The sequence below is a fragment of the Planococcus sp. NCCP-2050 genome, from assembly GCF_023708025.1.
In the GTDB taxonomy this organism is placed as follows: Bacteria; Bacillota; Bacilli; order Bacillales_A; family Planococcaceae; genus Planococcus.
In genome coordinates, this window is record NZ_BRCX01000001.1 from 581,529 (window position 1) to 594,692 (window position 13,164).

Here is a 13,164-nt window from a genome sequence, read left to right on the forward strand (position 1 = left end):
TCTTTAATTGATTATTCTACTGAATTATAGGCAATCGTTTCTTCTTCAATGACGCGGTCGTCGCGCACGATTCGATAGACTGCACTTTTCCCTTCGGCGATCTGCAATTCGATGCGGCGCGAAGTGTCTTCTGTAATGGTAAATTCCTCGGCAGGTTCCGCCATGGTCGTATTCTCATCTTGAATATAGATAGCGACCTTTTGTTCGGCGGCCGGTTCTCCTTCTACTGCAGGTTCAGCCGGCTCATATGGAACCTGAATCGTATGGATATAAGTCTTCATCGGCAATGCTGCCGGTCCTGATGAAACAGTGACCAAAATATTACTGCCTGCCTCGAGTTCTTCTCCAGCAGCAGGCGTTTGCGATAAAACGACTCCTGCAGCCACTGAATCGGAAGATGCTTCATCGACGATCCGGATATTGAATCCGGAAGAGCGGGCGTATTCATTAAGATCGGCTTCCGTGTAGCCCGATAGATTTTGGACTTCTCGCATATCTTTGCCTTTGCTGACCGTAAATTCAATATCCGTTTCTGAAATGATGACTTCTGTTCCAGCTTCAGGATCTTGGCTTAAAATGGTTCCAACCGGTTCATCCGAGAATTCCTCTTTCTGGTCCACCGATTTGTAATTCTGCTGCTGCAGCAATTCTATGGCTTGGTCAATATTGCGCCCGACATAATCAGCAAGTTCCGCTTTTTCTTTCCCCGTGCTGATAAACAATTGGATTTCAGATTCACGGTTGCGCATTTTCCCAGCTTCCGGTATAGTCCTCACCACATTGCCTTCTGCCACATCTTCAGAGGTCTGCTCTTTTTCTTCACCTATAACAAATCCAAGCGAACGCAATTCTTCAATCGCTTCGTCGCGTTCCATGTCTTTGACATCCGGCACTGCCACTTGGCGCGGTCCAAACAAGTCCGGGAATGCAACCGCGGCGATGAGTCCTGCCACTACTAAAAATACAGCTATGCCCACAATCCAGGGCCATTTCTTCTTCTTTTTCTTCGCCGGCGGTGCTGCCGGTTTGTTTACCGGTTCTTTTTTGCTGACAGGTGCCAATGTTTTTGTTTCTTCGACGCTGCCATATACAGCAGGATCTTTGATCGCTGGCATTGCCCGTGTTGCATCTTCATCAATAGGAGCTGAAAACTTTGGTTCATTCAAGCGTTCAGGCATCAATACCGTCGATAAATCTTCTTCCATTTCGTTGGCAGATTGATATCGGTGCTGCGGATTTTTAGCCGTTGCCTTTAAAACAACGTTTTCCAAACTTTGAGGCATGCTTGGAACAATTTCACGCAAAGAGGGCGTTTCTGTCTGAAGATGCTTTAACGCAATCGAAACGGCTGATTCTCCCGAGAACGGCAATTTTCCTGTCAATAATTCGAACATCACAATCCCTAAAGAATAGATATCCGATTTTTTATTGGCGGTTCCGCCTCGCGCTTGTTCAGGCGACAAGTAATGAACCGTCCCAAGCACTGAATTGGTCTGTGTATAGGATGTGGCGCTCAATGCCATCGCGATTCCGAAATCCGAAATTTTCACATTGCCTTCCGCGTCCATCAATATGTTCTGAGGCTTGATGTCCCGATGCACAATTTGGTTTTGATGGGCATGTGCCAAAGCAGATGCCAGTTGTTTCATAATCTTGACCGCCTGTTCCGGCGCGACGGGGGAATTATCGATTATGTATTCTTTCAAGGTTTTTCCTGGAACATATTCCATCACTAAGTAATGCAATGAACCTTCTTCGCCGACATCGAAAATATTGACGATATGCGGATGCGCCAAACTGGTCGTAGACAAAGCTTCCCGCTGGAAACGCCGGCGCAGCTCTTCTTCATTTGAAAAATCGTAGCGCAGAATTTTAATGGCAATATCGCGGTCTAAGATCATGTCGTGGGCCAAATATACGTTGGACATCCCGCCTCCGCCAATCAATTCTAAAATTTTATAGCGGCCATTTATGCTTCTGCCGATTAACATGGCTACACCTCCTCAACCTTTGAGGACAGAAGAACAAATGAGATATTGTCTTCTCCTCCTAAATCATTGGCGAGCTTCACCATTTCCTGCCCTTTACGTGAAAGCGGCATGGATGAACGGACAATTGACGCGATTTCATCTTTTGTTATTTTATTGCTCAAGCCATCTGAACAAATAAGTAAATAAGAATAATTTTCCAACGTGAAATGAAGAATTTCCCCATCAATATCCGGTTCCGTCCCTAGAGCTTTAACGATCCAGTTTTTCTTTGGATGGTCTTCTGCTTCTTCTTCACTGATTTCTCCGTTGTCGATCAATACGTTTACATAGGAATGGTCTCGGGTAACTTGCTCTACCGACCCATCGATCACATATGCGCGGCTATCGCCGATATGGCACATCACGCATTCTTCTTTATCCAAAATAGCTGCGATCAACGTGGTTCCCATCCCTTTGCAGTCCGGATGCGTTTCTGCATACTCATAGACAAGCCGGTTTACCGATTGGACATTCACAGACAGCCAGGATTTCCGTTTTTCAATCGACATAAACGCTTCCGGCTGTTCTTCATTGAACAAACGGCTTAATGTGCTGACGGTCAATTCGCTTGCTATATCCCCGGCATTATGGCCGCCCATACCGTCCGCCACAAGTGCCAGCATGAGCCCTTCAGGCCTTTTCAAGACCGCTACCCGGTCCTCATTCACTTTTCTTTTCTTTCCAGTATCGCTTTCCATGACGTATTGATACAAATCCCGACACCCCATTTCTCATCAAATCAAATCTTTTCCTGCTTGAATTAACTTGTTTGCGTTTTGCGGAAAGCGGAAATGAAAAATCCATCTCCTCCAAAATCTTGCGGAAACACTTGGACAAATCCCGAATTCTTTAAACCGAGTGTTTCCGGCAAGGAAACTTCGATTTTTTCCATGTAGGGATGTTCTTTCAAGAAACGTTCAGCCGTCCCCCGGTTTTCAGTCGAATCGACTGTACACGTGCTGTAGACGAGAATGCCGTCTTTCTTCAACAGCTGTGCAGCTTGGTCCAATAAATCGACTTGAATTTCCTGAAGCCGTGAAAAATCATCAGCAGTTTTGGAATATTTAATATCCGGTTTGCGTTTGATGACACCTAGCCCACTGCAAGGAGCATCTACCAATATCCGGTCAAATTGCTCTGTACCAAAACGCTCCACACTCTTTTTGCCGTCTCCGGCAGCCGTTTCAATAATGGAATGGCCGAGGCGTTTTGCCGTTTCATCAATCAACTTCACTTTATGCGGATGAAGGTCCATGGCAAAAAGTTGTCCTTGATTGCCCATCTTTTCAGCAATATGCGTCGTTTTTCCGCCTGGTGCGGCGCACATATCCAGGATTTTCATATTAGGGCCTGCTTGCAAGGCGTATGCCGGCAGCATGGAACTTTCGTCTTGAATCGTGATAAAACCTTTTTCAAAAGTCAAAGTTTTCGCCGGCTGTCCGTTTGATACGACGAGGCATTCCGGAACGAGCGGGCTCTGTACAGCTTCCAATCCTTCCGAAACGAGCATTTCAATCACTTCTTCGGGAGTCGCTTTTACAGTATTGACTCTTACGGTCTGCGGCGGTATTTTATTGTTCTCCAATGCCATTTCACGCGTTTTTTCAAGACCGAACTGCTCAGCCCAGCGTTTGATCATCCACTCAGGATGGCTTGTTTCAATGGAAATCTTCTTAACCGGATCACTGATGGCATTAAACGAACGGACGCCGCCCCGCTGAACAGAACGGAGAACGCCATTCACTAATGAGGCGACTCCACCATGGCCGCGGCGCTTTGCAATTTCCACGGCTTCATGGACGACTGCATGGGACGGGATCCGGTCCAGATAAACGATTTGGTAAAGGGATAGCCTTAACAGGATTTTCACCCAAGGTTCGATTTTCCCTTTCATAAACGGCTCCAAATAATAATCCAAAGTCATTTGATGCTGCAATGTACCGTAGGTGATTTCCGTCAACAAGCCCCGATTTTTTGCTGAAATCCCGTAATTTTCAAGGGTTTGATGCAAAAGCAGGTTGCTGTATGCCTGTTTATTCTCGACCGCCCAAAGAATCGAAAAGGCAGCATCCCGAACATTGCCGTGAAGTTTTTTGTTTTTCATTCGAATAAATCTCCTACCTGGATTTTTGGTCCTTTTAAATAATCTTGCGCAGACATCCGCTTTTTGCCAGCTGGCTGGAGTTCCGTAAGGGCAAGAATCCCTTCGCCTGTCTGCACCAAAATCGCTTCATCGGTCAGTTCAACCACTTCGCCGGGTTTACCTGTTTTCGAAGAATCGGCTTCTTCCGTCCACCAAATTTTCATGTTCGCATCTTTGAATGTCGTATAAGCGACCGGCCAAGGATGCAGTCCGCGGACTTGGTTGTAAATGGCCTGAGCCGATTTTGACCAGTCGATGCGTTCCTGTTCTCTTGAAATATTGCGTGCAAAGGTCACTTTTTCTTCATCTTGCGGAATTCGCTTATTCGTTCCTTCTACAATAGAAGGCAAAGTTTCTTTCAATAATTGGGTGCCGGCTGCACTGAGTTTTTCGAACATCGAACCGGTATGGTCCGTTTTTCCAATCTCTACAGCCGTTTGGGAAATGATATCGCCTGCATCCAGACGATCGACCATATACATGATTGTTACGCCCGTTTGCGTCTGGCCATCAATGATTGCCTGGTGGATCGGTGCACCGCCGCGGTATGCTGGAAGCAAAGAAGCATGCACATTGATCGCTCCAAGTTTCGGGGCTTCCAAAATCGCCGTCGGCAAAATTTGGCCAAAAGCCGCTGTGACGATCAAATCCGGTTTCAAATCCAATACCACTTGCAATTCATCCGGATTTTTCAATTTTTCAGGCTGATAAACGGGTAAACCTAAGCGCAACGCCTCTTCTTTGACCGGCGTCGGCGTCAATACTTTTTTGCGCCCGACTGGACGGTCAGGCTGTGTCACGACTGAAATGACTTCATAACCTTCTTCTACGAGCATGCGCAGGATCGGGGCAGAGAATGCCGGGGTTCCCATAAAGACGATTTTCGTCAAATCTGCTCCTCCTCTTCAGCTGCCGCTTCTGCGATCATGGCGTCCAATTCTTCTTGAGTGACATATTTGGTAATTTTCGACGTAAACAAGATGCCGTCCAAATGGTCAATTTCATGCTGGATAGCTCGTGCTTCATAGCCTTCCGCTTCCAATTCATACCATGAACCATCACGTTCCTGTGCTTTAATCTTAATATGGTCCGGACGCGATACTTCGCCGAAAATCCCCGGGAAACTGAGGCATCCTTCGACGTCGGTATCTTCCCCTTCAAACAAGACAAGTTTCGGATTGATCATTTCAATCGGTTCTTGTCCTTCTGCAAAATCAACGATTGCGACGCGCAAGTTAACGCCGACTTGTGGTGCTGCAATGCCCACACCATCGTTTTCAACCATCGTTTCATGCATATTGTCCAATAAAACCGCTAACTTCTTATCAAATTTAGTCACCGGCAAACATTTCTGTTCAAGGATTTCATTTGGGTGCTTCACTATATCTAGGATTGCCATTCTGTTCTCTCCATTTCTTTACATGACGGAAGTCGGATTCATATCGATTGCTAAGGTAGCACCTTTTTTAATCCATTCTGAGCGATAGATTTTAATCAATTGCTGCATGACTTCAGCCAACTTCGGTTCTTTTTTGTATTTTATCAAACATTGATAGCGATATCTATTGTTGACACGGGCGATCAGCGAAGCTGAAGGGCCGATGATCAAAGTATTCGAAGAGAGCTGCTCTTTTAAATAACGGACAGATTGCTCCGCATAAGCAGCAGCCGTCATCAAGTCTTCATGAGTGAATTGGATATTCACGACATAGTAATAGGGCGGATAGCCGCTTGCTCTGCGCATCGCCATTTCGCGGTCATAAAACGGTTCATACAATTGGTCTTTAGCCAACGTGATCGCATAATGCTCCGGAGTATAGGATTGCACAATGACCGTTCCCGGCAGCACATCCCGCCCCGCTCTCCCGCTCACTTGCGTCAAAAGCTGATAGGTCTTCTCGGCGGCCCGGAAATCAGGCAAATGTAGCGTAGTATCAGCGGACAACACGCCGACTAGCGTGATATTCGGGAAATCCAGCCCTTTTGCAATCATTTGCGTGCCGAGCAGAATATCCGCTTTCCCTTCACCGAACGCGGAAAGAATTTTTTCATGTGCGCCTTTATTCCGTGTCGTATCGACGTCCATCCGGAGCACCCGGGCTTCCGGCACTAAACGGGCAAGTTCTTCCTCCACTTTTTGGGTTCCTGTTCCGAAAAAGCGGATATGCTCGCTTTCACATTCCGGGCAGGTGTGCGGCACAGGCTCGTCGTAGCCGCAATAATGGCATTTCATCATTTCAGTCGAGCGGTGGTAAGTCAAGGAAATATCGCAATTCGGACATTGCATGACCGTTCCGCAGTCGCGGCAAAGAACAAATGAAGAATAGCCTCTTTTGTTCAAGAATAGGACAATCTGCTCTTTCCTTTCCAGCCGCTCCCGAATCGCTTCTGCGAGCGGTATAGAAAACATTGAACGGTTGCCGCTTCGAAGCTCTTCACGCATATCGACAATTTGGACTTCGGGTAGAGGCTGGTTTTTGGCTCGCTGCTCGAGCACCAAAAGTTCATAAACCCCTTTTTGCGCCCGTGCATAGGATTCCAAGGACGGCGTCGCACTTCCGAGAATCACCGGACAATTATGGTATTGGCTCCGCCAAATCGCCATATCGCGCGCATGGTAACGCGGCGAATCATCCTGCTTATAGCTGGATTCATGCTCTTCATCCAGAATAATTAAGCCAAGGTTGCGGAAAGGCGCAAAGATAGCCGATCTTGCCCCGACGACCACTTTCACTTCTCCGCGTTGGATTTTTCGCCATTCATCGTATTTTTCGCCAGCTGACAAACCGCTGTGCAGCACGGCGACCAGGTTTCCGAAACGTTCTTTAAAGCGCAGCGTCATTTGCGGCGTCAACGAAATTTCCGGCACCAGCATAATCGCTTCTTTTCCATCTTTCAGCACTTGATCAATCGTCTGAAGATAAATCTCCGTTTTTCCGCTTCCGGTAATGCCATGAAGCAAGAACGTTTTAGAAGTATTCAGCGCCCCGTCGATTGCATCAAATGCGATCTGCTGCGCTTCCGTCAACTGCAAAGAATGTTTCCGTTCAATTTCCGACTGCAATTTCGGATCCCGGTAAAGCTCTTCGTTATTGATGAAGGCAGCCCCTTTTTCGACCAGGCTGTAAATTGTCGGCAAGGTTGTCCCCGCTTCCTTTTGCATCTGGGAGGACTCGATGGATTTCCCAAGATTCTGCTTCATGTATTCCATCAGCTTCAGCTGCTGCCTTGCATTGGGACGCACTTCAATCGCTTCTAACACATCCAGTGAATCGGTGATGTGAATCATCCGGACTTTTTTGACAGCGGTTTGCTGCGAAATATCGGTATCCGCAACCACTGTGCCTTTTTCCAATTCTTTTTTCAATAAACCATAGACCTCGACGGCGTCTTGGGCACGCACAAAAGGCCGTTTGCCAAAATAGACACGAAGCGGCTCGGCAATTTCTTCGATAGGCGCGTTCAAGACAAAGCGCTTTTCATATTTGGCCCGGAGAGCTGACGGAATCATCACTTGGAGGGCATCGATTTCAAAGCAAACGGTTTGCTTTTTCATCCATTTTGCCATTTCCAATAATTCCTCGTTCAATACCGGCACAACGTCCATCAATTCATGGATCGGCTTTAGCCGCGTCGGATCGAATTCGGTCGTGTTTTTTATGGCAGTGATGAATCCTAGGACTTTGCGGTTGCCAAAAGGCACTTTGACCCGCATGCCTGGTTCAATCAAAACTTGCAGATGTTCAGGAATTGCATAATCGAATGGCCGGTCAATGGGATGTGCGGCTACGTCGACAATGACTTCAGCGATCATGGCGCTCTTCCTGTTCATGAATCATTGCTAAAAGTTTGCGTGCCAGTTCTGCTTTCGGCATCATTTCAAAGGATTGTTCAAATCCATCTTTGCCGTAAAGGGTCACCCGGTTGGTATCGGATTCAAAGCCCGCTTGCGCTTCACTGACATCGTTCGCAATGATGTAATCCGCATTCTTTCGCTGCAGTTTTTCTTTTGCATATTTTGCCACATCGTTCGTTTCAGCCGCAAAACCGATCAATAATTGATGTGTTTTTTGTTCGCCTAAATAATGCAGGATATCGACCGTGCGCTCAAGTTCAATCGTTGAGCCGCCTTCCTGTTTCTTCATCTTTTGTTGATGTACGGTCATCGGGCGATAGTCAGCGACCGCTGCCGTTTTAATGACTATATCCGAATCGCCGAAGTGCAGCTTCACAGATTCCAGCATCTCTTCTGCACTTTCCACGGAAATACGGGTTACACCGCGTGGTACCGGCAGCGACACCGGACCACTGATCAAAACCGTCTCAGCTCCCATTTCCGCTGCTGCCTGCGCCATGGCATAGCCCATTTTGCCGCTGGAGAAATTGGTTAAGAAGCGTACAGGGTCAATCCGTTCTCTTGTCGGCCCTGCTGTCACGACCACTTTTTTGCCTGCTAATGGTTTTGGAGCAGCAAAAAAATCTGACACTAGCGCTGTAATTTTTTCAGGTTCCTCAAGACGCCCTTTTCCAACATAGCCGCATGCTAAAAAGCCTTCAGAAGGCTCGATGAATCGCACACCGTCTTCATGAAGCTGTTGGATATTGCGTTTGACTGCCGGATGGTCGTACATATGGACATTCATTGCCGGAGCCATCCAGATCGGCGCAGTAGCTGCAAGCAAAGTTGTCGTCACCATATCATCACCGATTCCATTGGCCAATTTGCCAATGACATTCGCTGTAGCGGGAGCCACAAGAATCAAATCTGCCCAATCCGCTAAATCGATATGGGCGATTACTGATGAATCTTTCTCATCGAACGTATCAAAATAGACATCATTTCTCGACATCACTTGGAAAGACAAAGGCTGGACAAATTGGCGGGCTGATTCCGTCATGATCACTTTCACTGAAGCACCCGCTTGGGATAGCTTGCTGACAAGCGCAACCGCTTTATAAACGGCGATCCCTCCGCTTACACATAATAGAATTTTACGATTTGCCAACAATATAAACACCCTTTCTAAACAACAAACTCCCAAAGAACAAAGTTGCTCTGGGAGTCGTCGGTTACGATTAATCGTTAAATTTCATCTTCATAAATTGCAAATTCATCTTGGTGTTCCGGTTTTAATGCTCCGGCAGCGACTTCTTCAAGCGCTTTGCCGACAGACTTATGGGAAACGTATTTATCGAGCTTTTCGTCGCCGTGTTCGTGCAATTGGCGTGCCCGCTTAGAAGCAAGCGCAACCAGTGAATATTTTGAATCGATTTGAGTTTTAAGTTTATCAACGGATGGGTATAACATCAGGCATTCTCCTTTAGCATATCAAAATATCTTTTTTCTACACGTTCACGTTTGCAATGTTCTGCGATGATGATGGCATTGATGCGGTCACAAGCATTTTCAACTTCGTCATTTTCCACGACATAATCGTATAAGTTCATCATTTCAAGCTCTTGGCGGGCAGCTCCGAGACGTGAAGCAATCACTTCGTCTGTTTCTGTGCCCCGGCCGATTAACCGTTCTTCCAATTCGGACAAACTTGGAGGCGCCAAGAAAATGAAGAGGCCATCCGGCACTTTCGAACGCACTTGCGCCGCACCCTGCACTTCAATTTCAAGAAATACATCCCGGCCGGCATCCCGCATTTTATTGACGTATTCAAGCGGCGTGCCGTAGTAATTGCCGACGAACTCAGCCCATTCGAGCAGCTGATCCTGTTCAATCAATTCTTCAAACTCACTGCGGGTCTTGAAGAAATAATCGACTTCATCCACTTCGCCTTCGCGCGGCGCTCTCGTCGTCATCGAGATGGAGTATTCGTAATTTGTATCCGGCTGTGAGAACAGCTCTTTTCTGACGGTGCCTTTGCCGACACCCGAAGGCCCTGATAATACAATCAGAAGTCCGCGTTGTTTTCTCATTTTATCCCTCATTCATCTCGTCATCGTTTTGTTCTGCGCGCTGCATTACGGTTTCTGCAGAGACGGCGGAAATCACCACATGATCACTGTCCATAATCAATACAGACTTAGTCTTTTTTCCGCCAGTGGCATCGACCAGCAACCCTTTGCTGCGCGCTTCTTGGATTAGCCGCTTCGACGGTGCAGAATCCGGCGTGACAATAGAGATTATGCGACTTGCCGAAACGGCGCTGCCGCCGCCTAAAGAAATGAACTTCACCATTTTCTTCACTCCATCACCGCCATTTGCAGCTGATCATTCTTCTTCGTTTTCTATCTAACTGTCTTATTATATCATAATATACCTTGAAAATGATAAGATAGAACAAAACGATTTGAAAGAGGGATTTTTCATGGCATTTGATGGATTATTTACAAAAGCGATGACAACAGAGCTTCAGCAACTGGTGTCGGGCAGGATTTCAAAAGTTCATCAGCCTAATCAGCTAGAACTATTATTGCAGATCCGTTCTCAACGGCAAAACCATAAATTATTAATTTCCATCCACCCTTCCTATTCGCGCATACATATGACGGGCATGGCGAATGTTAATCCGTCGGAGCCTCCGATGTTTTGCATGCTGCTGCGGAAACATATTGAAGGCGGCGTGATTACGGAAGTGGTCCAGCACGAAATGGACCGGCTGATCATTTTAAAGATCAAAGCGAAAAACGAAATCGGTGATGACATTGAACGGGAACTTCATGTTGAAATGATGGGACGCCATTCGAATGTCATTTTAGTCGATGCCGAGCGCATGATGATTCTCGACAGTTTGAAGCATTTGCCGCCGAGCGTCAATTCATTCCGAACCATCTTACCGGGACAGCCCTACGTCTTTCCGCCGTCCCAGGAAAAAAAGGATCCATTTGGAGCAGCTGCGCAATTGGCCGCGCTTGACGAAAAAGAAATCGTCAGCCAGTACGCCGGTTTTTCTCCATTAAATGCACGTGAACTGCATTATCGGATGGCGCAAGCAGACGATAAACAAAAAGCGGCTGAAGCGTTTTTGGCGGCTTTCTCCGCTGCTGATCCTCAGGGCTATTACGTGGAACATGAAGGGAAAAGTTATTTCTCCGCTGCTTCGCTTACGCATATTAACGGTACTGAGCTTCAATTTAATAATTTGGGTGAACTATTGGACCGGATGTATTTTGCCAAAGCGGAACGCGACCGGGTCAAACAGCAAGCTGGGGATCTGGAACGCTGGCTTCAAAACGAAATCGCCAAATTGAAATTGAAATTGAAGAAATTGAAAAAAGAACAAGACCAAGCGGAAAAGCGGGATTTGCTTCAATTAAATGGAGAGTTGATCATGGCGAATCTTCACCGGATCACGAAAGGCATGAAAGAAATTGAAGTGGATAATTACTATACAGATGAAAAAGTAATGGTCGCTCTAGATCCGCGAAAAACGCCGATTGAAAATTCCCAGAAGTATTATTCGCGCTATCAAAAAGCGAAGACGGCGCTCGTCAAGACGCAAGAGCAGATTGAAAAAACGGTGGACGATATCAATTACTTTGAAACGCTGATGCAGCAAGTCCAGCAAGCAGGCATTTCAGACATTGAAGAAATACGGGAAGAATTGGCGGAGCAAGGATTCATGAAGGCCCAGAAATCGAAGAAAAAGAAAAAACCGACCAAGCCTTCCGTCGAATCTTATGTGTCAAGTACAGGCGTACCGATTTCTGTCGGTAAAAATAATAAACAGAATGATTACGTGACATTCAAAGTGGCGTCAAAATCCGATACGTGGCTCCATACGAAAGACATCCCAGGTTCGCATGTCATTCTCCACAGCAACGACCCGGATGAAACAACGATTCTGGAAGCGGCAGCCATTGCCGCCTATTTCAGCAAAGCCCGTGAATCTTCTTCCGTACCGGTGGACTATACCGAAGTGCGCCAAGTGAAAAAACCGAACGGGGCAAAACCTGGATTTGTTATTTATTTTGAACAAAAAACCGTTTTTGTCACTCCGGACGAGGATCTGGTCATTAAACTGAAAAAATAAGCTAACTTTCCCGCAGACATTCATGTTTGCGGGTTTTTTTCGGTATGCAGCTCCCTTTGGCTCCGTTAATAATTGGTCAAACAGACAAATTGCCCAAACCCCTTTAACATGCTATCTTTTATAGGAATGAAAATTAGGAGGTATACATAATGTTGAAAGCGTTAACGATGAAGAACGGGATTGCCGCTGTAGGCATCCTCTCTCTTGGATTACTCGCAGGCTGCGGCAACGGGGACCAAGAGGAAGAAACTTCGGAGACGAAAAGTGCTTGGGATGAAATTCAGGAGAAAGGTTCGCTCAAAGTGGCCACTTCCGGCACGTTGCTTGCCACTTCTTTTAGAGATGCAGAATCCGATGAACTGACCGGATTTGAAGTGGAAGTCGTACGTGAACTTGGCGAACGGCTCGATTTGGAGATTGAATTTACAGAGCTTGGATTTGATGAAATGTTGACGAGCGTCAACACCGGGCAAATCGATATCGCAGCCAATGATATTGAAATCACCGAAGACCGCTTGGATAATTTCATTTTCTCCACACCGATTAAATATTCTTACGGCACGGCTGTAGTCCGGAAAGATGATCTTTCAGGCATCAAAACCTTGGAAGATTTAAAAGGAAAGAAAGCTGCGGGTGCTTCCACTTCAATTTATATGGAAATTGCTCGTGATTACGGAGCGGAAGAAGTGACTTACGACAATGCAACAAATGAAGTTTATTTGCGCGACGTGTCAATCGGACGGACAGATGTCATCCTTAACGATTATTACCTTTCCACTTTCGGAGTTGCTGCATTCCCGGAACTGAATATCACCATTCACCCGGATATTAAATACAGCCCATCAGAAGTTGGACTGGTGATGAATAAAGATAACGAAGAGTTGGCGGACAATGTCAATCAGGTTCTGGAAGAAATGCTTGAAGACGGCACCATTTCCGAAATCTCCGCTGAATTTTTCGGCGGTGCAGATGTCTCCGTTGAACCCGATATTGAATAGGCACGCGA

General features: G+C 46.5%; 12 protein-coding genes. 2 read left to right on the forward strand and 10 right to left on the reverse strand.

Going from position 1 to position 13,164, the window contains the following annotated elements; translation table 11 throughout:
• Window positions 1-11: 11 nt before the first annotated feature.
• From pknB to NFU07_RS03030, 10 genes are all read right to left on the reverse strand, one after another.
• A complete protein-coding gene (gene pknB / locus NFU07_RS02985) occupies window positions 12-1,991 on the reverse strand; it encodes a Stk1 family PASTA domain-containing Ser/Thr kinase (protein WP_251474497.1) in 1,980 nt (659 codons plus the stop codon).
• Between the two features lie 2 nt (window positions 1,992-1,993).
• Entirely contained in the window at window positions 1,994-2,743 is a 750-nt protein-coding gene (locus tag NFU07_RS02990; protein ID WP_251474500.1) for a Stp1/IreP family PP2C-type Ser/Thr phosphatase, read from the reverse strand.
• A gap of 47 nt (window positions 2,744-2,790) precedes the next feature.
• Complete coding sequence (gene rsmB, locus NFU07_RS02995) at window positions 2,791-4,134, reverse strand: 16S rRNA (cytosine(967)-C(5))-methyltransferase RsmB (protein ID WP_251474503.1); 1,344 nt, start codon at window positions 4,132-4,134, stop codon at window positions 2,791-2,793.
• Window positions 4,131-5,063 (reverse strand): methionyl-tRNA formyltransferase, encoded by a 933-nt coding sequence (fmt, locus tag NFU07_RS03000; protein ID WP_251474506.1) that lies wholly within the window; start codon window positions 5,061-5,063, stop codon window positions 4,131-4,133. Before fmt ends, rsmB begins: the two co-directional genes overlap by 4 nt.
• Window positions 5,060-5,572, reverse strand: coding sequence for a peptide deformylase (gene def / locus NFU07_RS03005; protein ID WP_251474509.1), 513 nt, complete (start codon window positions 5,570-5,572; stop codon window positions 5,060-5,062). The genes fmt and def overlap by 4 nt, the downstream gene beginning before the upstream one ends.
• 18 nt (window positions 5,573-5,590) lie before the next feature.
• Window positions 5,591-7,987, reverse strand: a complete 2,397-nt coding sequence (priA, locus tag NFU07_RS03010; protein ID WP_251474512.1) for a primosomal protein N' — start codon at window positions 7,985-7,987, stop codon at window positions 5,591-5,593.
• Entirely contained in the window at window positions 7,977-9,182 is a 1,206-nt protein-coding gene (gene coaBC / locus NFU07_RS03015; RefSeq protein ID WP_251474515.1) for a bifunctional phosphopantothenoylcysteine decarboxylase/phosphopantothenate--cysteine ligase CoaBC, read from the reverse strand. The genes priA and coaBC overlap by 11 nt, the downstream gene beginning before the upstream one ends.
• A gap of 74 nt (window positions 9,183-9,256) precedes the next feature.
• The gene (gene rpoZ / locus NFU07_RS03020; RefSeq protein WP_235196604.1) at window positions 9,257-9,481 is read right to left on the reverse strand and encodes a DNA-directed RNA polymerase subunit omega; all 225 of its coding nucleotides are present in this window, start codon (window positions 9,479-9,481) and stop codon (window positions 9,257-9,259) included.
• On the reverse strand, window positions 9,481-10,101 hold the full coding sequence (gene gmk, locus NFU07_RS03025) for a guanylate kinase (protein ID WP_251474518.1): 621 nt from the start codon (window positions 10,099-10,101) through the stop codon (window positions 9,481-9,483). The genes rpoZ and gmk overlap by 1 nt, the downstream gene beginning before the upstream one ends.
• A gap of 1 nt (window position 10,102) precedes the next feature.
• Window positions 10,103-10,363, reverse strand: a complete 261-nt coding sequence (locus NFU07_RS03030; protein WP_251477063.1) for an extracellular matrix/biofilm biosynthesis regulator RemA family protein — start codon at window positions 10,361-10,363, stop codon at window positions 10,103-10,105.
• Window positions 10,364-10,493: 130 nt separating this feature from the next.
• On the opposite strand from NFU07_RS03030, the gene NFU07_RS03035 reads away from it, so the two are divergent.
• Together NFU07_RS03035 and NFU07_RS03040 are read left to right on the forward strand one after the other, a co-directional pair.
• Window positions 10,494-12,158 (forward strand): Rqc2 family fibronectin-binding protein, encoded by a 1,665-nt coding sequence (locus tag NFU07_RS03035; RefSeq protein WP_251474521.1) that lies wholly within the window; start codon window positions 10,494-10,496, stop codon window positions 12,156-12,158.
• 149 nt (window positions 12,159-12,307) lie between these two features.
• A complete protein-coding gene (locus NFU07_RS03040) occupies window positions 12,308-13,156 on the forward strand; it encodes a transporter substrate-binding domain-containing protein (RefSeq protein ID WP_251474525.1) in 849 nt (282 codons plus the stop codon).
• Window positions 13,157-13,164: the final 8 nt, after the last annotated feature.

Excerpts from the sequence above, each read along its gene's own strand:
- NFU07_RS03035 (WP_251474521.1), top strand. The coding sequence starts at position 10,494 with ATGGCATTTGATGGATTATTTACAAAAGCGATGACAACAGAGCTTCAG.
- gmk (WP_251474518.1), bottom strand. The coding sequence starts at position 10,101 with ATGAGAAAACAACGCGGACTTCTGATTGTATTATCAGGGCCTTCGGGT.
- rpoZ (WP_235196604.1), bottom strand. The coding sequence starts at position 9,481 with ATGTTATACCCATCCGTTGATAAACTTAAAACTCAAATCGATTCAAAA.
- NFU07_RS03030 (WP_251477063.1), bottom strand. The coding sequence starts at position 10,363 with ATGGTGAAGTTCATTTCTTTAGGCGGCGGCAGCGCCGTTTCGGCAAGT.
- def (WP_251474509.1), bottom strand. The coding sequence starts at position 5,572 with ATGGCAATCCTAGATATAGTGAAGCACCCAAATGAAATCCTTGAACAG.
- priA (WP_251474512.1), bottom strand. The coding sequence starts at position 7,987 with ATGATCGCTGAAGTCATTGTCGACGTAGCCGCACATCCCATTGACCGG.
- pknB (WP_251474497.1), bottom strand. The coding sequence starts at position 1,991 with ATGTTAATCGGCAGAAGCATAAATGGCCGCTATAAAATTTTAGAATTG.
- rsmB (WP_251474503.1), bottom strand. The coding sequence starts at position 4,134 with ATGAAAAACAAAAAACTTCACGGCAATGTTCGGGATGCTGCCTTTTCG.
- NFU07_RS03040 (WP_251474525.1), top strand. The coding sequence starts at position 12,308 with ATGTTGAAAGCGTTAACGATGAAGAACGGGATTGCCGCTGTAGGCATC.